Genomic DNA, 18,874 nt, shown 5'->3' with positions numbered 1-18,874 from the left:
ACGCTCAATGAAGCGCGGCCATGACGAGGCCCCAGCGCTCCTGCGAGTACCACTCCTGCTCCGTCTTGACCGCATTCCAGCGCAGCGCGTGAATGCGGTTGAGCCCTCCTGCGTGGAAGGCGCGATCAAGCGCGGCGTAGGTGGAGAGTTCGCCTGAGATCCCCTCGCCCCAGACGAAATTGACCGGCTGCAGGAAGCGGGCACTCAATTCATCCCCTTGCCTGCCGATGAGGAAGAAGGCGGCCTGCGAGGTCACCCCAAGCAGCCGGCCTTCGGCGCCCATGGCGGGCGTGCCGAGCGGAAACAGCAGGCGCCCGCCGGTCGCGAGCTTGTCGATCCAAGGTTCGGCCGGGTGGTGCAGCGCAAAATTCACATAGATGGCATCCGCCGGCTCGTGGGGCCATTCGAGACCGTCTCCGTTGATGACCTCGACATTTGCGTAGCGCGCGAGATTGCGCCTGGCCTGTTGCGCCAACTCCGCATCGAACTCGACGGCCACGACGCGGCCGGTCTCGCCGACGATTTCGGCGATGATCGCGGTGTAATAGCCGCTGCCGGCGCCGATGTGGCAGACCGTCTCGCCCTTGCGCAGCGCGAGACGGTGCAAGGCGCCCGCGTGCAGGCTCGGGCTGCCATTGTTGACCTGGCGATCAGCCTGGAGCGCGAAGAGCAGGTCCTGGTAGAGAACGACCGGGTCGCTTGACGGCACCTCGACGTAACGCTTCCAGTCCCGCATCTTCCAAGGGGGCGGCCCCAGGAAATCCTCGCGCGGCACAGTGGAGAACGCGTTCAGCAGTTCATCATCCCGATCGACGCCGGCTTTGGCCAGCATTTGCGCGGCGTATGCACGGCGGCAGATTTTCAGCTCGGCTTCATCCACGGTCTGATCCTGATAATTCAGCAATAGCGAATATCGCTTCAATGAAATGAATTGGCCTATTCACGGCCTTTGCGCTAATCGGGTGCCAATCATAAGAACCAATGGAAACACCCAATGTCCGCCGATGCAAGCATTCCCCTCGTGAAAAACGAGGACAGTCCGCGTGGCTTCGCCTTTGCGCTAACGGCCTATCTGCTCTGGGGCTTTCTGCCGATTTACATGAAGGCGGTCGCGCATATTTCGCCGGCCGAGGTTATCGCGCATCGCATCCTCTGGTCGCTGCCGCTGGCCGGCATCGTGCTCATCGTGCTCGGGCGCACGCAGGACATCCACATCGCTCTGCGCTCTCCGCGTATGCTGGCGATGGCCGCACTCACGGCATCGCTGATCACGGTCAACTGGGGAACCTATGTCTGGGCGATCGGTGCCGGCCATTCGCTGGATGCCGCACTCGGCTATTTCATCAATCCGCTCTTCAGCATCTTCCTCGGCGCCGTCGTGCTGAAAGAAAAGCTGCGGCCGGCGCAGATCGGCGCGATCGTGCTGGCGGGTCTCGCCGTCGTGGTGCTCGCAGTCGACAGCGGCGGTATTCCGTGGGTTTCGCTGACGCTAACGATTACCTGGGGCCTCTACGCGCTATTTCGCAAGACGCTGCCGCTCGGCCCGAACCAGGGGTTCTTTCTCGAGGTGCTGATCCTCAGCATCCCGGCCTTCTTTTATGTTCTCTATCTGGAGCTCGGCACCGGAGACGGGCATTTCTATCGTACCGGCTGGAGCGATACGGCGCTCCTTCTCGGCTGCGGTTTGATCACAGCTGTCCCGTTGATGATCTATGCCAACGGCGCCAAGCTCCTGAAGCTGTCGACGATAGGCATCATGCAGTATATCGCGCCGACGATGATCTTTCTCATCGCCGTCTTCATCTTCAAGGAGCCGCTTGGCACCGCGCGCATGATTGCTTTCCCGCTGATATGGGCGGGGCTTTTCCTCTACACATGGTCGATGCTGAGAGGCAGTCGGGGGCGATAAGCCCCCGCTTATTACAATTTCGAGATAACGGCTTCCTCGCCGTCGCGGTCGCTGGCAAATTCGGCGGCCTGCGCCATGATCGCAGGGATAATCTCCTCGATCATGTCGATCACCAGCGGCTGCACCCGGTGAGCAGTGTGGATAAAGCCCTCGTCCGTCATGTGGCGCAAGAGCTCCATCATCGGGTCCCAGAAGCCGTTGATATTGGCGAAGATCATCGGCTTTTCATGACGGCCGAGCTGCGCCCAGGTCATGATCTCGATGATTTCCTCCAGCGTACCAATACCGCCGGGAAGCGCCACGAAGGCATCCGAGCGTTCAAACATCGTGTGTTTGCGCGCATGCATGTCAGGCGTTACAATCAGCTCGTTGAGCTGGCCGAGGGAGTGGCGGGTCGCCTCCATGTCGATCAGGAATTCGGGAATGATGCCGGTCACCTGACCGCCGTTCGAAAGCGTACCGCTCGCAACCGCCCCCATGATCCCCTTGGTGCCGCCGCCATAGATCAGGCGCAGGCCGTAATCGGCGATCTCCTTGCCCAGCGCACGGCCGGCGGCCATGTGGCTCGGGTCGCTGCCGGGGCGCGAACCGCAATAGACACAGATGGAGCGAATGGAATGAGATTGATCTGTCATGGGAGCAAACAACTATTCTCTCTGGGTCCAGTCAAGAAAAATGACGGAAAACATACATCTTACATTTGCCCGGCTACTTTGACTGCTTGTGCAAAGCAACGGGAATCGCTAGCAATTTCAGGAAGTCTGGCAAGATTGCCGCTTGGGGAGACCTGATGATGAAAAACCGTGCCGGCTTGCTGGCCCTTGCAGTGCTTGTAATCGCAATTCTGTTGATGGTCTTTGTCGTCATGCCCCGTATCGGTGGCGATGCCGGCAAGGTTGGTGACGCAATCAATCAGGCAAGCTCCGAGGTCAAGAAAACCGTAACCGAATCCGCCAAGACCTCGCGTCCGTCGGCACCCGACGATGCCGCGACCGCGCAGAAGCTCGGCGGCCTGACGACGGCAGCCGGACAGGCACTTGGCGAACTTAAGGCGCTGTTTGCCGACGGCAAGGGCCCGACAGACGACGTTTTCGCAAGCGCCAAGACGAAGACGATCGGAGCGCTTCAGGCACTCGCCGATTTCGCGACCCCCGAGGGCACCAACCCGATCACCACGGCCGCGATCGACAAGGCCAAGGCCGGCGCCGCCAAGGCGCTCTCCATCATCCAGTCGCTGCCCGAAAACATCGCCGACGCAGCCGCCGCGATTGCACGCGCCGAAGCAGCCCTGACGGGCGCGCCGGAGCCAGCGGCACCTCAGACGCGGGACAACCCAGCCGCACCGGTTGCCGAAGGCCCGAAGCTGCCGACATTCGACGTGCTGCGTGTCGAGCCCGACGGCTCCACGGTCATCGCAGGTTCCGCCGAGCCGAACAGCAAGCTTGAAATCCTCGACGGCGACAAGGTGCTGATGGGGACCGATGTCGGCGACAATGGCGATTTCGTCGCGGTTCTCGACAATCCGCTTGCCGCCGGCGACCACCAGCTGCAGCTGCGCGCGACTGCCAAGGACGGCAAGGTGACGACTTCGGAAGAGATCGCCACGATCTCGATCCCCAAGGACGGCAATGCATCGCAGCTGCTCGCCATGGTCTCCAAGCCGGGCGCCGCCAGCCGCATTATCACCGCGCCTGGCGTGACGCCTCCTGATACCGCCAACAACGCCACCCCGACCGACCAGGCCTCTGCAGCGCCACAGGCACAGGCTCCCGCGGCATCAGACACGGCAACCGCGCCGGCAACCGCAGCCGCACCGGCTGACGTCCGGGTCAATGCCGTCGAAATCGAAGGCGACAAGATCTTCGTCGCCGGCACCGCGAAGCCTCAGGCCAACGTCTTCGGCTATGCCGACGACAAGCTGATCGGCAAGGCCAAGGCCGGCGAGGATGGCCACTTCGTCATCGACGGCGTGATGCCGCTTGCCGTCGGCGACCACAAGATCCGCGTCGACGTCGTCGATGCGGCCGGCAAGGTTCTGGTTCGCGCTTCGGTCAACTTCAACCGCCCCGAAGGCAACCAGGTCACGGTGGCCGCGCAGTCCGGCACGCCCACGGGCAACGCGGCGACGCCGATGATCTCGCTCGACGAAGGCGCGCTCGGCAAGCTGAAGAACGACGCGGCCAAGGCATTCGCGCTTCTGAGCGGCCTGTTCAGCGACGGCAAGGTGCCCGGCAACGAGCAGCTCGCGGCCGCCCGCTCGGCCAACGAGTTCGCGCTAAAATCGATCGTCGATTTCCGCGCCGCTGCCGATGCGACCGCCGACTTCAAGGAGCGGGTCACCACCGCTTCGATGAAGGCCAGCGATGCGCTGAAGCTGCTGCAATCGCTGCCGCGCGACGCCAGCTCGGTCGGCGCCGCACTCGCAAAGCTCGGCCAGATGGTGGCCGATCTGACGGCACCGCCGGCTGCACCCGCGGCACCGGCTGCCCCCGCGAACGAGGTTGCGAGCGGCGACGCCGGTCCCGCGACCATCGAGCAGGCGCCGCTGCAGGAAAGCAAGGAAACCGTGATCATCCGCCGTGGCGATACGCTGTGGCAGATCTCACGCCGCATCTATGGCGCGGGCGTGCGCTACACGACGATCTACGTCGCCAACGAAGACAAGATCGTCAATCCGGATCGCATCCTGCCAGGCCAGGTTTTCGGCCTTCCGAAGGACGCTTTGCCCAACGCTGAAGAGATGCACCGCAAGCGCATGTCGGGCGAGCATCTCTAGAACATACAATAATACAGGGGCCGGCATCGATATGATTGCCGGCCTCTCTTTTCCTTTGATCTTCTTATGTTGTATTGCTCCGCCCGCAACCCTATTTGGCGTTGACGGCGATCATGTCAGGCGGCGGCCCTTACGCTGCGCCCTTCCCCTCTTTGCCGACAACGCGACACTTCCAGAGCCTGACGCAGGCCGGAGACATGCATGGCAAACGGCAAGACAGTTTCAGACTCCAATCTGTTGCGGACCCTCTTCAATCTCTGGCCCTACATGTGGCCGACGGGGCGTGGTGATCTGAAGATGCGGGTCGTCTGGGCGTCGGTCTACCTGCTCATATCGAAGTTCGTGCTGCTGCTCGTGCCCTATTTCTTCAAGTGGTCGACGGATGCGCTGAACGGCAAGTCCGACCTTGCGGGCAAGGTGCCGGATCTTCTCGTCGGCGCCATCGCGCTCGTCATCGCCTATAACCTGACGCGGCTGATCCAGCTCGGCCTGAACCAGCTGCGCGACGCGCTGTTTGCCAGCGTCGGCCAGTATGCGGTGCGCCAGCTTGCTTACAAGACCTTCGTACACATGCACGAGTTGTCGCTGCGCTTTCACCTGGAGCGCAAGACGGGCGGCCTGTCGCGCATCATCGAGCGCGGTACGAAGGGCATCGAGACGATCGTGCGCTTCACGATCCTGAACTCCGTGCCGACGCTGATCGAGTTCCTGCTGACCGCCATCATCTTCTGGTGGGGCTACGGCTTTTCCTACCTCGCGGTGACCGCCTTCACCGTCTGGGCCTATATCTGGTTCACCATCCGGGCCAGCGACTGGCGCATCTCCATCCGCAAGACGATGAACGACAGCGATACCGACGCCAACACCAAGGCGATCGATTCGCTTCTGAACTTCGAAACGGTCAAATATTTCGGCAACGAGGACATGGAAGCCAAGCGCTTCGATACCTCTATGGAGCGTTACGAGAAGGCTGCGACCAGCGTCTGGACGTCGCTCGGCTGGCTGAACTTCGGCCAGGGCGTGATCTTCGGCCTCGGCACGACAGTGATGCTCATTCTTTCGGCGCTGGCCGTGCAGCGCGGCGAGCAGACCGTTGGCGACTTCGTCTTCGTCAACGCGATGCTGCTGCAGCTTTCCGTGCCGCTCAACTTCATCGGCTTCGTCTACCGTGAAATCCGCCAAGGCCTGACCGATATCGAGCAGATGTTCGACCTGCTCGAAGTGCAGGCCGAGGTGAAGGATGCACCCGATGCCAAGCCGCTGAACATCGAGCAGGGCGCCATCTCGTTCAAGGACGTGCATTTTGCCTACGACCCGGCGCGCCCGATCCTGAAGGGCATCTCGTTCGACGTGCCGGCTGGAAAGACGGTGGCGATCGTCGGGCCCTCAGGGGCCGGCAAGTCGACCATGTCGCGGCTGCTCTATCGCTTCTACGATATCCAGAGCGGGTCGATCACCGTCGATGGCCAGGATGTGCGTGGGGTCACGCAGAAGAGCCTGCGCACCGCGATCGGCATGGTGCCGCAGGATACCGTACTCTTCAACGACACGGTTGCCTACAACATCCGCTATGGTCGGCCATCGGCCACTGAGGCTGAAGTGAAGACCGCGGCCGAGATCGCGCAGATCGCCCACTTCATCGACCTTCTGCCTGAAGGGTTCAACACCATGGTCGGCGAGCGCGGATTGAAGCTTTCGGGTGGCGAGAAGCAGCGCGTGGCGATTGCCCGCACGATCCTGAAGGCGCCGCCGATCCTCATTCTCGACGAGGCGACGTCGGCGCTCGACACGACCACGGAACGCGAGATCCAGACCGCGCTCGACGTCGTCTCCAAGAACCGCACGACGCTTGTCATCGCGCACCGCCTTTCGACCGTGATCGGCGCGGACGAGATCATCGTCTTGAAGGCCGGCGAGATCGCCGAGCGCGGGACGCATGCGGAGCTCTTGTTGAAGAACGGCCTCTACGCCTCGATGTGGAGCCGCCAGCGCGAGGCAACGCAGGCCGAGGAGCATCTGAAGCAGGTGCGCGAGAACGACGATCTCGGCGTGGTCAACCGGCTGGCGCCGGCCACCTGAGCCTGCAAACGCTTGCTGTCCATCAGCACGCTTAGATGTGCATGAGAGGGCATCGGCATTGCCCCCAGGAGTGTTTCCCTGTAACCAGCGGAGACGAAAACGCTAGGAGAGCGGCATACATGAGCTTGTTCAATACGGTACGCAACACGATCGTTCCGGTGCACAAGGAAGGTTATCCCTTCATCGCGGCCTTCTTCGTGGCCTCCCTCATTCTCGGCTGGATCTTCAAGCCGCTGTTCTGGATCGGCCTGATCCTGACGCTGTGGTGCGCCTATTTCTTCCGTGATCCGGAGCGCATGACGCCGCAGGACGACGATCTGGTGATCTCGCCCGCGGACGGCAAGGTGTCGTCCGTGCAGTTGGTCGTGCCGCCGGCGGAGCTCAATCTCGGCTCGTCGCCGATGCTGCGCATCTCCGTCTTCATGAACGTCTTCAACTGCCATGTGAACCGCGCGCCGATGCGCGGCCGCATCGTCAGCGTCAATTACCGCTCGGGGAGCTTCGTCAACGCCGAGCTCGACAAGGCCAGCGAAGACAATGAGCGCAACGGCCTCGTCATCGAGACCGCCCATGGCCAGATCGGCGTCGTGCAGATCGCCGGCCTCGTGGCGCGCCGCATTCTCTGCTGGGCCAATGCCAACGAGCCGCTGGATGCCGGCGAGCGCTTCGGCCTGATCCGCTTCGGCTCGCGCCTCGACGTCTTCCTTCCCGAGGGCGCGCAGCCGCGCGTCACGCTCGGCCAGACGGCAATCGCGGGTGAAACGGTGCTGGCCGAATTCGGCTCCGCCAAGGGCCCCGTCGTCAGCCGCCGCGCCTGAGAACCACTAGGAGCGCGATCATGGAAACGCCCTTCCCGCCTTTCGAACCCAATGGCCCACCCGATGATTCGGGTCGCGGTCCACGGCTTCGTGAGATTCCGTTGCGGCTGGTCGTTCCCAATCTGATCACTATCCTGGCAATCTGCGCCGGCCTGACGGGCATTCGACTTGCTTTCGAAAACCGATACGAGCTTGCCGTCGGCATGGTTCTCGTCGCCGCCTTCCTCGATGGCATCGATGGGCGCGTCGCGCGGCTGATGAAGGCGACGTCGAAGTTCGGCGCGCAGATGGATTCGCTGGCCGACATCGTCAATTTCGGCGTGGCGCCGGCGCTGGTCGTCTATGTCTTCGCGCTCGATCAGGCGCGTTCGCTCGGCTGGATCGCGGCTCTCATCTATGCCATCGCCGCCGGCCTGCGGCTGGCGCGCTTCAATGTCATGTCGGAGCGCGAAAACAAGGCGAGCTGGCAGTCGGAATATTTCGTCGGCGTGCCGGCTCCTGCCGGCGCCATGCTGGTGCTTCTGCCCGTCTATCTCGGCTTCCTCGGGATGACCACGGACAAAACCTTCGGCTATCTCTCCGCCGCCTACACGGTGCTCATCGCCTTCCTGCTGATCAGCCGCCTGCCGGTCTGGTCGGGCAAATCGGAAGGCACGAAGCTTCGGCGTGATCTGGTGCTGCCGATGATGCTTGGCGTGGTGCTTTATGTCGCCATGCTGTCGAGCTTCACCTGGGAAGTCATGTCGCTCACCGCCGTGGTCTACCTCTGCACGCTGCCGTTCGGTGCGCGCAAATGGAAGCGCAAGTACGGGACGCTGACGATCGAAGAGCCGGGTGTCGGCGAAGACGATATCGGCCGTCACATCTGAGTTTCTCCAGACAATCCTAATCTATCCCGCTCCGCTCAAGCCTCGCGAATTATGGTTTGCCGACACAAATCATGATGTGTCTTGCCTCCATTTTGTCGCTATTTCGGGCAAAAGAGCAATAAATATAAGAGTCTAGGGACAGAAGTTAAGGAGAGTAACGTGACCCCGAAGAAGACGAATGTGGAACAGCCTGCAAAGACCGATCTCAGCGCGCACTACCGCCCGCTCGGCCTGAAGGCCGTTCTGGCCGCAGCGCTGATGCTGAAGAAGCCGGCGCTCGCCAAGAAGATCGCCTGATCACGACGTCAGGACACGGGCGCCGAGGCTGATGGCCAGAAGCGCCATGACGATGCCGATGAGCACGTCGAGAACCCGCCATGCGGCGGGTTTGGCAAAGACCGGTTGCAGCAGACGCGCACCGTAGCCCAGACCGAAAAACCAGATGAATGACGCAGCCGCGGCCCCAAGGCCGTAAGCCAGGCGATCCGCGCCGTGATAGGCGGCCGACAAGCTGCCGAGCAGCACGACCGTGTCGAGATAGACGTGCGGGTTGAGGAAGGTGAAGGCGAGGCACGTGGCCACCGCGGCCTTCAGCCCCAACGGCTCCGGCGTTCCCGCCTCGATCGCGCCGGGATGAAGCGCGCGCCGGAATGCCATGAATGAATAGGTGCCGAGAAACAGCATGCCGCCGAGGCTGACGACGGTGATCAGCGTCGGCGATTGCGAGACGAGCGTGCCGAGACCGGCGACCCCTGCTGCAATCAGCAGCGCATCCGACAGCGCGCAGATCAGGCACAGGATGAAGACATGCGAGCGCAGCAGCCCCTGCCTCAGAATGAAGGCATTCTGGGCACCGATGGCGATGATGAGGGAAGCGCCGAGGAAGAGACCGGAGAGCGCGGCCGAGATGGAGAACATGTGATTTTCCGGATGTGACTGCGGTGGGAATACAGAATCAGAAGAAGCTGAGCTGGCCGTCATCCGGCTTTTTCTTGTCAGCGGGCGGCAGCGGCTTTTCCAGCGGCACCGGGGTCTGCAGGTCCTCCCCCATATTGGCCACCTTGTTGACCTTGTCGGAGACCGGGATCGCCTCGAAGAAATCCTCCTCGACCGGCCGCATGAGATCGGCCACCTCGCGCGGTTCCTGCGTCTTGCAATCGAGCCAACGGGCGAAATCCTCGGGCTTGATCACCACAGGCATGCGGTCGTGGATCGGGGAGATCGCGGCGTTGGCTGATGTGGTGAGGATCGCGCCGGTATCCACTTCGGAACCGTCGGCCGAGGACCATGTTTCCATCAGCCCGGCGAAGGCGACCACGCCGCCGTGGCGCGGCTTGATCCAGTAGGCCTGCGATTTCTCGCCGCTCTGCTTGGAAGGGCGGTGCCATTCATAGAAGCCGGAGGCTGGAATGAGCACGCGGCGATGGCGCATGGCGGCGCGGAACGATGCCTTGCCGATCGCTGTTTCCGAGCGGGCGTTGATGAGAAGCGGAAACGCCTTGGGGTCTTTCACCCAACCCGGCGTAAAGCCCCAGCGAACGAGAAGCGCACGGCGGTCCGGCAGATTGCTACCCCTCTCCTGTCCCTCACCCGAGACGACCACCAGGATCGGCTGAGTCGGCGCGATGTTGAAGCGCGCGGGAAAATCCTCGAGGTCGAGGATACCCAGAACTTCCTTCAACTCCTCGGGGGATATGGTCAGGGCGTAGCGTCCACACATGCCAATCTATTTGCACCCTGCCCTTTCAGGGTCAAGGGACCGGCCAGGTATGGTCCCGTCGGATCAGCTTCTCGGCGCGAAGAGGATGATCGCAGTGCCGGCAAGGCAGACAATAGCGCCGCTGATATCCCACCGGTCAGGAACGCGGTGCTCGACAAGCCACAGCCAGATCAACGACGCGACGATGTAGATGCCGCCATAGGCCGCGAAGGTGCGGCCCGCCGCTTCGCTCGGCACCAGCGTCAGGAGCCAGGCGAACAGGGCTAGCGACACCATACCGGGCGCCAGCCACCAGATCGGTTTTGCCATGCGCAGCCACGCCCAGAAAGCGAAGCAACCGGCAATCTCGAAGAGGGCCGCGGCGGCGTAGATGATATAAGTCACGGCACGTGCCTTCGAATCGCTTGGATCAGATTGTTTTCCTGATTGAGATAGGCACGCGACGGCAATCACCGGCAAGCAACAAACGGCATTTCTGATGACTTCCAATCCGACAGCTGCATCTTCCGCGATTCTCGAGCGCGACGGGCGGTTCCTGCTGGTGCTCCGGCGCAATCCGCCATCGGCGGACATGTACGCCTTTCCGGGCGGCAGGGCGGAGCCTGGGGAAACGCCTGACCAGACCGCATTGCGCGAGTTCGAGGAGGAGACAGGTATCCGTGCCCGCAACCCCGAGATCTTCGCCACCTACGATCTGAAGCAGCATGGCACGGACGGGCGGCTCACCAGCCACTTCTTTCTCTCGGTTTTCCGCGTCGAGGCCGATGCCGATTCGGTTGCCGTCGCGGCAGACGATGCGGCGGCGCTCGGCTGGTTCACAGTGGACGAGATTCGCCGCCTGCCGACGCCGCAAAGCGTGCTTGAGTGCGCCGAACGGCTGGCAGCCGCCCAGAAATGAGGAAGGGGAATAAGCAAGGGGAAAGGCAACCCCGCACCTTGTCCCCGTCATCTTCAGGGTGTCCAATACGCACATGATTCCCTTTCGCCGCGTTTTGTTGTGTGTTGTTCTTGGCGTCTCCACGGCGATACCGACATTTGTCTCGGCGCAGGGGCCGACAGCGGTTGCGCCGGACGAACCGGTTGCGCCGAAGGATGTCACCGTTCCCTACGACGACAAGCTTGGCCGGTTGGCCGAGGTGCTCGGGTCGGTGCATTACCTGAGAACGCTTTGCAAGGCTCAGAACGGCGAGGAATGGCGGGTGCGCATGCAGCAACTGCTTGATTCTGAAGCGAAAGATGAGCCCGCATGGAAAGAGAAACTGACGGCGGCCTTCAATCGCGGATACCGCGCCTTTGCCTCCGTTTATACCGATTGCACACCGGCGGCGATCATGGCAGAAGAACGCTACCGTAACGAAGGCGCAACACTCGCCACGGAAATTACGTCACGCTTTGGAAATTAACGATAAATTAACCTCTTTTTACAGGGGGACGTGTCGTTTTGGGAAAAGGCTGATAGTGTTGTTAACCAGACAGTAAGGCATGCAGTTCGAGGAAAAGCTAATGGAACCGAGCCTCAACGACATCGACGACATGATCGTCCACGAAAAGATGCAGGCGGCGCTGGAGTACCATAACGAAGCCTGGGCCGACGGCATGGCCGACGGTATCGAACCCGAGATTATCGCCGACACGGCGATCATTCACGCGCTTCGCGAAACCATTCGCCTGCACGGCGAAAAGAACGCGGAAGCCTTGCTGGAATCGTTGCGAGAACGCATGCTGGCCGGTGAGTTTTCTCCGACCCGCACCCTGCAATAACACAGAGAGTTCCATGCGCACCGATATGAACAATGCTTCGCGGCCCGCGATCGCGCCGCTTTTGCTTGCAATCAGCCTCGGTGCCAGCAGCCTGATGAGCGCCCCATCGGCGTTTGCGCTGTCTGAGCTGCAAAAGACCCCCACCGCTTCCGACGGCACATCCACCGACAAGCCGCCAAGCGCGCCCGACGCATCGTCGGGCGTGCCCGCGCCCGGCCCCGTCATCAGCAAGCCGGCTGGCCAGAGTCCCGACACGACGCCTGGCGCACAGGACAGCTCGAAGCCGGTCGAGGTTCTCTACGACATCAGCAAGGTGCCGGAACCGGTTCGCCACATGCGCGAGCAGATCGTCGAAGCCGCCGCCTCCGGCGATCTCGAGCGGCTGCGGCCGCTGTTCGGCACTGGCGCGACGCAGACGCAGGTCAGCGTGGGCGAGGCAACCGACGATCCGATCGGCGCGCTGAAGGATCTCTCTGGCGATCCCGATGGCGACGAGATCCTGGCGATCATTCTCGACATCATCTCGACGGGCTTCGTCCATGTCGGCCAGGGTACCCCTGATGAGATGTATGTCTGGCCTTACTTTGCTGAGAAGGACCTGAAGAAGCTGACGCCGCCCGAGCGTGTCGAGCTGTTGCGCATCGTCACCGCAGGCGATCTCGCCGACATGCAGGAGTTCGGCGGCTACAATTTCTATCGCCTCGGCATCACTGCCGATGGAAAGTGGAAGTTCTTCACCGCCGGCGACTGATGCTTGCGATCCCCGCTCCGACGACATACTTCTGAGCGATAACAACGCGACAGGTGCGCCATGCCAGCCGTATTTCTGAAAGACCGCGCGCTCATTCGGGTGAGCGGCGCAGAGGCTCAGTCCTTTCTGCAGAACCTCATCACCACCGATATCGTGTCTCTGGATGCAGCCGAGGCGCGACCCGGTGCCTTGCTGACCCCGCAGGGCAAGATCCTGTTCGACTTCATGATCTGGCGCGATGGCGACGACTTCATCATCGAGACCGACGAAAGCCAACGCGAGGCCCTGACGAAGCGCCTGACGATGTACAAGCTGCGCGCCGCCGTGGCGCTCGCCACTGAGGGCAATGGCGTGACCGTCTCGTGGGATGAAGCGTCGACCAATGGCTTCAAGGACAGCCGATTCGCCAAGGCGGGCATCGACGTTTTCCGCCGTCCGGGCGAGTACGGCAGCGACGATGTCGCACTTTACGACGCGCTGCGCGCCACCCATGGCGTTGCCGTTTCCGGATCGGACTATGCGCTTCAGGACGCCTTTCCGCATGACGTGCTGATGGACCTGAATGGCGGGCTCTCATTCAAGAAGGGCTGCTATGTCGGCCAGGAAGTGGTTTCACGCATGCAGCACCGGGGAACGGCGCGCCGTCGCGTCGTGACCGTGAGCAGCACCGAGCCGCTTCCCGCCTCCGGCACCGAAATCACCGCTAACGGCAAGCCTGTCGGCACACTTGGCTCGGTCTCGGGACATGGCGGGCTGGCTATCGTCCGAATCGATCGCGCCGGTGAGGCCATGTCTTCTGGCACGCCGCTGCTTGCCGGCGACGTTGCCGTGACGGTTGCGCTGCCCGCATGGTCGGCGCTCGTCTTTCCGGCCGCCTCCGATGAGGCCAGCGCTTGACCACGAAGGCTCCTCGCGCCTGGCAGCGCATGCTTTCCGGGCGCAGGCTCGATCTGCTCGACCCCTCGCCTCTCGATGTCGAGGTGAGCGACATTGCCCACGGCCTGGCGCGCGTTGCCCGCTGGAACGGGCAGACATCGGGCGATCACGCCTTTTCGGTCGCGCAGCACAGTCTCGTGGTCGAGGACATCTTCCGGCGGCTGAACGAGGCGACGCCGGATCAGTGCCTGATGGCGCTGCTTCACGATGCGCCCGAGTACGTCATCGGCGATATGATCTCGCCTTTCAAATCCGTGGTCGGGGGTGGCTACAAGACCGTCGAGAAACGGCTTGAAGCGGCGATCCACCTGCGGTTCGGGCTGCCGCCGCATGCGTCCCGCGAGCTCAAGGACAACATCAAGAAGGCCGACACGATCGCGGCCTATTTCGAGGCGTCGCAACTGGCCGGCTTCAGCGCCAGCGAGGCGCAGAAGCTTTTCGGGCAACCGCGCGGGATCACCAAGGAGATGCTCTTGCTGACGCCGTTGCCGGCGGTCGAGGCGCAGCGGCTGTTCTGCGAGCGCTTCGCCGTTATCGACGGCCTGCGAGGAAAGTCATGACATCGATCGTCGTGACCCCGCTTGCCCGCATCGCCGAAATGGCCGTGCGGCACCGTGCCCGCGAAATGATCAGCCTGATGGCGAAGGAGCAGAGCTTCCATCGCCCGGCGGTCATTCAGGCGCACCGGCATCTGCTGCTCCACATGAACGACATCGCCTTCAAGGGCACGGGCAATCTCGTGGCGCCCGATGAAACGCATGTGCGGGAGATTATCGACTTTGCCGCTGAGTGGGATCAGACGGCACCGCTCATCGTTCATTGCTGGATGGGCGTATCGCGCTCGCCGGCTGCTGCCGTGATCGCGGCCTTGTCGCTGAGGCCGGACCAGAGCGAAGAGGCACTGGCGCAGCGTCTTCGTGCGGCCTCGCCCTATGCCACGCCGAACATGCGGGTCATCGAGATCGGCGACCAACTGCTTGGCCGCGATGGGCGGCTGGTCAAGGCGATCAAGGCGATCGGCCGCGGCGCCGATGCGGATGGAAACGCGCCCTTCGTGCTTGCGCTTGACAAAGCGTGACCGTTTTAAACGGTTGACGCGCCTGCCTTCTGTCCCATCTACGCAGGTCAACCGATAATCATTTCAGATATTTGGCGAGATCATGGAACAACAGGCAACCGACGTAATCGTGGCAACCCGAACGGCTTTGAGCCAGGCAAGCGCGCTTGCGGTCCAATATTCATTCTCTATCCTTGGCGCGCTCATCCTGCTGGTGCTGGGCTGGTTGATGGCGAGCTTCGTCAGCCGCTGGGCGTTCGAGGGCATCTCGCGGGTGCGTGGGATCGACGAGACGCTGGCCCGTTTCTTCACCAATGTCCTGCACTACGCGTTGCTAATTCTTGTCTTCATCACCGTGCTCGGGCAGTTCGGGGTACAGACGGCGTCGATCATCGCGGCTCTTGGTGCGGCCGGTTTGGCCATCGGCCTGGCATTGCAAGGTACGCTGCAGAATATCGCCGCGGGAATCATGCTGCTGATCCTGCGGCCTTTCCGGGTCGGCGAATATATCGCGACGGGCAGCGTCGCCGGCACCGTGCGTGAGATCGGGCTGTTCGCGACCGAGTTCCGCACTGCCGACGGGCTCTATCTGCTGGCGCCGAATTCGACGCTCTGGAATACGCCGATCACCAATTACAGCCGCGAGAAGACGCGCAAGAACGATCTCACCATCAATGTGCGGGCGGGCGACGATGTCGATCTGGCGATGAAGACGCTGACGGATATTGCCAAGGCCGATTCGCGGGTGGAGAAGTCGCCGCAGCCGAAGACCTATATCGATGCGGTGACGTCGGACAAGATCACGCTGACGCTGCGCTACTGGGCAAAGACCGGCGACTGGGACGATGCCCGCCGCGAGATTCTCGGCCGGGTGAAGGCCAGCTTCGACGAGAAGGGCCTGCCTATTCTGTAAAAAAAGGTGGCCGCCAAGCTGGCGGCCACCTTTGTTTCTGCCATGGCAGGGGTCAATGCTACTTGATGACGGCGCATGCGAGCCTAGCGCCGGCATCGCCGGCTGGCTGGCTACGATAGTCATCCGAGTATTCGTGGATCATCAGGGCACGGCCGCGAATGCCGTTATCCTTGCCATCGAGGGTCACCATCCCATCGAAGACCTGCGCCCTCAAGACACCGTCCTGCCCGACATACTGGTTCGGCATATCGCCGGCATGCGGACCCTTGGCGGCGAGCAGACCGTGCTCGGCCTTGGTCGGGTTGAAGTGCTTGCCGGCCGATTCGTGATGACTGGCGGCGTCGCACTTGCCGGTTTCGTGGACGTGGAATGCGACCCACTTGTTTGCCGGTAGACCGGATACTTCAAGCTCGATCAAGACGCCACCGGCGGCGGCCGCCGTCAATGTGGCGCGCCCATCGTCCTTGCCATCGGCACCGACGAAATTCGCCTGCGCAGTCTGCTTGTCTTGCGCGAAGGCAACGGTTGCCAAGGCCGCGACGGTCGCGAATGTCATGGATAGAAGTCGTCTCATCGTGTTTCCCTCCTATTGGCCCTCTCTGACAAACGCATCCCGCGTGTCGGTGTTCCAAGCGGCTGGTGCTCCGGGTAAGAGCAGACAAAGAAAAAGCCGGCCAACCGGCCGGCTTCATCTTCGATTAATCCAAGATAAGCGATCAGGACGCGATGTCGAGATCGTACTGGCCATAGGTGTTCTGATAGAGAACATTGGCCGAATTTGCCTGGCTTTCATAACCGGAGCTCAACGCGCCGGACTGACGTGCACTCATCATGAATGCGAGCACGCCATTCGACAGCTTGGGCGCTTCCTGGGTATTCTGGGACTGGCTCGCAACGGACAGGATTCCCGGCTTCTCATCAGCCGCACGCTCACTCCGGCTCAACACGCCGTCACTGTTGGAATCCAATCTCGAAAGAGTGCCGAGATACGCATAGGACGTATCAACTGCAGACGAAATACGGTTCATACAAACCTCCGTTCACCGCATTACCGATGATGTTTGTACGCAATACGAATAGGGAAAAATCGGAACTAAGCCGGTGGTTAAACTGATTTGCGAGGCCGGTCAATAAGTTGTTAATGCCGCATTAACCATGATTGACAAAATCTGACCTTTTGATCGCTGCCGACGCTCGACTTCGATCCACCGCAAGACGCTGGGCGCGAGGGTGCACGCCAGCTAATAAATATAGCGCTATTGATATATCTTTTTTCGAGGGAACCAAATATTAATGCGACCAAAGGATTATGCCCGCTGGATTTGCCACACAAAATCAACCTTCGATTGCAATTTTATATTGCTCTAAATGCTTCAGGAATGTCTTCGCATGTCGCGTGTGCCACACGGGATCTCAACATCAAGGCAGTCAGTTCATTTTAGCCTGTTCGCGCTTTCGTGCGCGACGGAGAGCGGCGTCCATGGAAGCTGAAGCGCTCTTCAAGCGCCAATGCGCGGCATCTCTGAATGAAGACGGCACGGCCGACGGGCAGCGCCTGATCAAACTCGTTCTGGACACCTACCGAAAAGCAAACCGGAACCTTGCCGAACAGAGCCGACTTCTTGAAATCGTCCTCAACCACCTGCCGCTTGGCCTGTGCATTTTCGATTCGAGCCAGAGACTTGTCGTATCCAACATTCGCTTCCAGCAATTGTTCGGGCTGACGGGAGAGGACACGCAAGCCGGGACATCGATCAGTTCACTGATAGCGAAGATCGACGGACTGGAGAAGCAGGACGTCAAAGCCGCCAGCCACGAAAGCCGGCCCGATGCGGGGCGTATCCGCCGCCGCGAATGGGAGATGAATGACGGCCGTATCATTCAAAGCGTCGTCACCGTGCTTCCCGATGGCAGCAACATCTCCATTCACGCCGATATCACCGAAGACCGAAAGGCAGCCGATCGCATCGCGTTCCTGGCGCATCACGACCCCCTCACCGGCCTGCCCAACCGCATCCGGTTCCGTGAACAGCTGGATACGGCACTTGCCGCGCGCAAGGCCGACGATCAGATCGCGCTCATCCATCTCAATCTCGATCGCTTCAAGTCCGTCAACAACACGCTCGGCGTTTCGGCGGGCGACAAGATCCTGCGGCAGGTCGCCGATCGTTTGCGTGCCCTTGCAGGCAAGAACAACATTCTCGCACGCCTGGGATCCGACGAATTCGCCATCCTGCAACATGGGCGCGAGCAGCCGTGGAATGTCATGGCGCTTGCCGACCAGATCAGGCGTGAGCTCTCGGCGCCCTTCTTCCGCGGCGACAAAGCCGTCGAACTCAGCGTGTCCATGGGGATCGCCATATGCCCCAAGGACGGCACGGAGACCGAACTGCTGCTGAAACATGCCGGCGTCGCACTGTCACATGCCAAGAGCGGCGGCAGACGCGGCGAGCGCTTCTTCACCTCGGAGATGGAAGCGCAGCTCGAATCGAGGCGAGCGCTTGAAGCGGATTTGCGCAGGGCCATCCACAACGAGGAATTCGAGCTTCACTACCAACCGCTCTATGATATGGCCGAACGGCGCATCTGCGGTTTCGAGGCCCTGCTTCGCTGGAACCACCCAACACGCGGCCGGATCGCACCGTTGGAGTTCATCCCACTGGCCGAAGAGGTGGGGCTTATCGTCGATATCGGGCGATGGGTGCTCAAGCGCGCCTGCATGGACGCCGCGACATGGCCCGCCGAGATCAAGGTTGCCGTCAACGTTTCGGCCATTCAATTTATCTCCAGCAACCTGGAAGACGACGTTTCCGCAGCGCTTGCCGTATCCGAACTCTCACCGGGACGGTTGGAAATCGAGATCACCGAGAGCGTGCTGATGGAGAACCGCGACGAGGCGCTGCCGGTATTGCATGCGCTTCGTCAGCGCGGCGTTCACATCTCCATGGACGACTTCGGCACCGGTTATTCGTCGCTGAGCTATCTGAGCAGCTTCCCCTTCGACAAGATCAAGATCGACAAGTCCTTCGTCAACGACATTGTGGACAACAAGGAAGCCTTCGCGATCATGCGCGCCATCATTCTGCTCGGCGACGCGCTCGGCATGCGGGTCACCGTCGAAGGCGTGGAAACGGCGCAGCAGCAGGATCTGCTCGCTCAAGAAGCATGCGACGAGATTCAGGGTTATCACATCAGTTCCCCTCGCCCCGCCTTCGACGTGCCCAAGATGCTCGCAGGCGCCCACGCAGATGGCAAAGCCCAGGCGGTGTGACACTGCATTGCGAC

The 18,874-nt window shown here is 61.5% G+C and carries 22 protein-coding genes; 15 read left to right on the top strand and 7 right to left on the bottom strand.

Translation table 11 applies throughout. The features are described from left to right. Positions 1–4: 4 nt before the first annotated feature. A complete protein-coding gene (locus QTL96_RS23555; protein ID WP_289729419.1) occupies positions 5–880 on the bottom strand; it encodes a methyltransferase domain-containing protein in 876 nt (291 codons plus the stop codon). A 114-nt stretch (positions 881–994) separates the two neighbouring features. Here QTL96_RS23555 and rarD point away from each other — a divergent pair, with 114 nt between their 5' ends. Beyond that, on the top strand, positions 995–1,909 hold the full coding sequence (rarD, locus tag QTL96_RS23550; protein WP_289729418.1) for an EamA family transporter RarD: 915 nt from the start codon (positions 995–997) through the stop codon (positions 1,907–1,909). A gap of 11 nt (positions 1,910–1,920) precedes the next feature. On the opposite strand, the gene QTL96_RS23545 is transcribed toward rarD, so the two are convergent. Further along, on the bottom strand, positions 1,921–2,544 hold the full coding sequence (locus tag QTL96_RS23545; RefSeq protein WP_289729417.1) for a TIGR00730 family Rossman fold protein: 624 nt from the start codon (positions 2,542–2,544) through the stop codon (positions 1,921–1,923). A gap of 155 nt (positions 2,545–2,699) precedes the next feature. On the opposite strand from QTL96_RS23545, the gene QTL96_RS23540 reads away from it, so the two are divergent. The 5 genes from QTL96_RS23540 (at position 2,700) to QTL96_RS23520 (ending at position 8,748) form a co-directional block, all read left to right on the top strand. Beyond that, on the top strand, positions 2,700–4,685 hold the full coding sequence (locus QTL96_RS23540; protein WP_289729416.1) for an Ig-like domain-containing protein: 1,986 nt from the start codon (positions 2,700–2,702) through the stop codon (positions 4,683–4,685). Between the two features lie 201 nt (positions 4,686–4,886). Beyond that, positions 4,887–6,764 carry an ABC transporter ATP-binding protein/permease gene (locus tag QTL96_RS23535; protein WP_018898786.1) on the top strand — a complete coding sequence of 626 codons (1,878 nt, stop codon included), beginning with the start codon at positions 4,887–4,889 and terminating at the stop codon, positions 6,762–6,764. A 35-nt stretch (positions 6,765–6,799) separates the two neighbouring features. Next, positions 6,800–7,582: a phosphatidylserine decarboxylase gene (locus tag QTL96_RS23530; protein WP_354669143.1), complete on the top strand. Its 783-nt coding sequence runs from the start codon at positions 6,800–6,802 to the stop codon at positions 7,580–7,582. Positions 7,583–7,602: 20 nt separating this feature from the next. After that, a complete protein-coding gene (gene pssA / locus QTL96_RS23525; protein WP_018898788.1) occupies positions 7,603–8,451 on the top strand; it encodes a CDP-diacylglycerol--serine O-phosphatidyltransferase in 849 nt (282 codons plus the stop codon). Between the two features lie 159 nt (positions 8,452–8,610). Next, entirely contained in the window at positions 8,611–8,748 is a 138-nt protein-coding gene (locus QTL96_RS23520; protein ID WP_018898789.1) for a hypothetical protein, read from the top strand. Here the strand turns inward: QTL96_RS23520 and QTL96_RS23515 are convergent, their stop codons facing one another. From QTL96_RS23515 to QTL96_RS23505, 3 genes are all read right to left on the bottom strand, one after another. Then, positions 8,749–9,369, bottom strand: a complete 621-nt coding sequence (locus QTL96_RS23515) for a LysE/ArgO family amino acid transporter (RefSeq protein WP_113008443.1) — start codon at positions 9,367–9,369, stop codon at positions 8,749–8,751. A 37-nt stretch (positions 9,370–9,406) separates the two neighbouring features. After that, positions 9,407–10,171 carry an SOS response-associated peptidase gene (locus QTL96_RS23510; RefSeq protein WP_113199076.1) on the bottom strand — a complete coding sequence of 255 codons (765 nt, stop codon included), beginning with the start codon at positions 10,169–10,171 and terminating at the stop codon, positions 9,407–9,409. A 63-nt stretch (positions 10,172–10,234) separates the two neighbouring features. After that, the gene (locus QTL96_RS23505; protein ID WP_289729414.1) at positions 10,235–10,555 is read right to left on the bottom strand and encodes a YnfA family protein; all 321 of its coding nucleotides are present in this window, start codon (positions 10,553–10,555) and stop codon (positions 10,235–10,237) included. A 94-nt stretch (positions 10,556–10,649) separates the two neighbouring features. On the opposite strand from QTL96_RS23505, the gene QTL96_RS23500 reads away from it, so the two are divergent. The 8 genes from QTL96_RS23500 (at position 10,650) to QTL96_RS23465 (ending at position 15,589) form a co-directional block, all read left to right on the top strand. After that, positions 10,650–11,069 (top strand): NUDIX domain-containing protein, encoded by a 420-nt coding sequence (locus tag QTL96_RS23500; protein ID WP_289729413.1) that lies wholly within the window; start codon positions 10,650–10,652, stop codon positions 11,067–11,069. A 73-nt stretch (positions 11,070–11,142) separates the two neighbouring features. Beyond that, positions 11,143–11,574 (top strand): TIGR02301 family protein, encoded by a 432-nt coding sequence (locus tag QTL96_RS23495; RefSeq protein WP_289729412.1) that lies wholly within the window; start codon positions 11,143–11,145, stop codon positions 11,572–11,574. A gap of 100 nt (positions 11,575–11,674) precedes the next feature. After that, complete coding sequence (locus QTL96_RS23490; RefSeq protein ID WP_018898795.1) at positions 11,675–11,932, top strand: hypothetical protein; 258 nt, start codon at positions 11,675–11,677, stop codon at positions 11,930–11,932. A gap of 13 nt (positions 11,933–11,945) precedes the next feature. Next, complete coding sequence (locus tag QTL96_RS23485) at positions 11,946–12,683, top strand: hypothetical protein (protein ID WP_018898796.1); 738 nt, start codon at positions 11,946–11,948, stop codon at positions 12,681–12,683. Between the two features lie 60 nt (positions 12,684–12,743). Then, the gene (locus QTL96_RS23480) at positions 12,744–13,580 is read left to right on the top strand and encodes a folate-binding protein YgfZ (protein ID WP_289729411.1); all 837 of its coding nucleotides are present in this window, start codon (positions 12,744–12,746) and stop codon (positions 13,578–13,580) included. A 29-nt stretch (positions 13,581–13,609) separates the two neighbouring features. Further along, entirely contained in the window at positions 13,610–14,179 is a 570-nt protein-coding gene (locus QTL96_RS23475) for an HD family hydrolase (protein ID WP_289729503.1), read from the top strand. Beyond that, positions 14,176–14,697 carry a tyrosine phosphatase family protein gene (locus QTL96_RS23470; protein WP_289729410.1) on the top strand — a complete coding sequence of 174 codons (522 nt, stop codon included), beginning with the start codon at positions 14,176–14,178 and terminating at the stop codon, positions 14,695–14,697. The genes QTL96_RS23475 and QTL96_RS23470 overlap by 4 nt, the downstream gene beginning before the upstream one ends. Positions 14,698–14,779: 82 nt before the next feature. Further along, complete coding sequence (locus QTL96_RS23465) at positions 14,780–15,589, top strand: mechanosensitive ion channel domain-containing protein (RefSeq protein ID WP_289729409.1); 810 nt, start codon at positions 14,780–14,782, stop codon at positions 15,587–15,589. A 58-nt stretch (positions 15,590–15,647) separates the two neighbouring features. Here QTL96_RS23465 and QTL96_RS23460 read toward each other — a convergent pair whose 3' ends face one another. Then, complete coding sequence (locus QTL96_RS23460; protein WP_289729408.1) at positions 15,648–16,163, bottom strand: superoxide dismutase family protein; 516 nt, start codon at positions 16,161–16,163, stop codon at positions 15,648–15,650. Between the two features lie 142 nt (positions 16,164–16,305). Continuing rightward, positions 16,306–16,617, bottom strand: coding sequence for a hypothetical protein (locus tag QTL96_RS23455; protein WP_112941360.1), 312 nt, complete (start codon positions 16,615–16,617; stop codon positions 16,306–16,308). A 452-nt stretch (positions 16,618–17,069) separates the two neighbouring features. Here QTL96_RS23455 and QTL96_RS23450 point away from each other — a divergent pair, with 452 nt between their 5' ends. Beyond that, a complete protein-coding gene (locus QTL96_RS23450) occupies positions 17,070–18,860 on the top strand; it encodes an EAL domain-containing protein (RefSeq protein WP_289729407.1) in 1,791 nt (596 codons plus the stop codon). Positions 18,861–18,874: the final 14 nt, after the last annotated feature.

Origin of the sequence: Rhizobium sp. S163 (genome assembly GCF_030380805.1) — a bacterium.
In the GTDB taxonomy this organism is placed as follows: Bacteria; Pseudomonadota; Alphaproteobacteria; order Rhizobiales; family Rhizobiaceae; genus Rhizobium.
Note: the sequence above shows the minus strand (reverse complement) of the source record. Positions and strands in the feature narration are given on the sequence as shown.

What these genes read in the sequence shown, in the direction of transcription:
- rarD (WP_289729418.1), top strand. Translation starts at nt 995, where the DNA reads ATGTCCGCCGATGCAAGCATTCCCCTCGTGAAAAACGAGGACAGTCCG.
- QTL96_RS23545 (WP_289729417.1), bottom strand. Translation starts at nt 2,544, where the DNA reads ATGACAGATCAATCTCATTCCATTCGCTCCATCTGTGTCTATTGCGGT.
- QTL96_RS23540 (WP_289729416.1), top strand. Translation starts at nt 2,700, where the DNA reads ATGATGAAAAACCGTGCCGGCTTGCTGGCCCTTGCAGTGCTTGTAATC.
- QTL96_RS23535 (WP_018898786.1), top strand. Translation starts at nt 4,887, where the DNA reads ATGGCAAACGGCAAGACAGTTTCAGACTCCAATCTGTTGCGGACCCTC.
- QTL96_RS23530 (WP_354669143.1), top strand. Translation starts at nt 6,800, where the DNA reads ATGTGCATGAGAGGGCATCGGCATTGCCCCCAGGAGTGTTTCCCTGTA.
- pssA (WP_018898788.1), top strand. Translation starts at nt 7,603, where the DNA reads ATGGAAACGCCCTTCCCGCCTTTCGAACCCAATGGCCCACCCGATGAT.
- QTL96_RS23515 (WP_113008443.1), bottom strand. Translation starts at nt 9,369, where the DNA reads ATGTTCTCCATCTCGGCCGCGCTCTCCGGTCTCTTCCTCGGCGCTTCC.
- QTL96_RS23510 (WP_113199076.1), bottom strand. Translation starts at nt 10,171, where the DNA reads ATGTGTGGACGCTACGCCCTGACCATATCCCCCGAGGAGTTGAAGGAA.
- QTL96_RS23500 (WP_289729413.1), top strand. Translation starts at nt 10,650, where the DNA reads ATGACTTCCAATCCGACAGCTGCATCTTCCGCGATTCTCGAGCGCGAC.
- QTL96_RS23495 (WP_289729412.1), top strand. Translation starts at nt 11,143, where the DNA reads ATGATTCCCTTTCGCCGCGTTTTGTTGTGTGTTGTTCTTGGCGTCTCC.
- QTL96_RS23490 (WP_018898795.1), top strand. Translation starts at nt 11,675, where the DNA reads ATGGAACCGAGCCTCAACGACATCGACGACATGATCGTCCACGAAAAG.
- QTL96_RS23485 (WP_018898796.1), top strand. Translation starts at nt 11,946, where the DNA reads ATGCGCACCGATATGAACAATGCTTCGCGGCCCGCGATCGCGCCGCTT.
- QTL96_RS23480 (WP_289729411.1), top strand. Translation starts at nt 12,744, where the DNA reads ATGCCAGCCGTATTTCTGAAAGACCGCGCGCTCATTCGGGTGAGCGGC.
- QTL96_RS23475 (WP_289729503.1), top strand. Translation starts at nt 13,610, where the DNA reads ATGCTTTCCGGGCGCAGGCTCGATCTGCTCGACCCCTCGCCTCTCGAT.
- QTL96_RS23470 (WP_289729410.1), top strand. Translation starts at nt 14,176, where the DNA reads ATGACATCGATCGTCGTGACCCCGCTTGCCCGCATCGCCGAAATGGCC.
- QTL96_RS23465 (WP_289729409.1), top strand. Translation starts at nt 14,780, where the DNA reads ATGGAACAACAGGCAACCGACGTAATCGTGGCAACCCGAACGGCTTTG.
- QTL96_RS23460 (WP_289729408.1), bottom strand. Translation starts at nt 16,163, where the DNA reads ATGAGACGACTTCTATCCATGACATTCGCGACCGTCGCGGCCTTGGCA.
- QTL96_RS23455 (WP_112941360.1), bottom strand. Translation starts at nt 16,617, where the DNA reads ATGAACCGTATTTCGTCTGCAGTTGATACGTCCTATGCGTATCTCGGC.
- QTL96_RS23450 (WP_289729407.1), top strand. Translation starts at nt 17,070, where the DNA reads ATGGAAGCTGAAGCGCTCTTCAAGCGCCAATGCGCGGCATCTCTGAAT.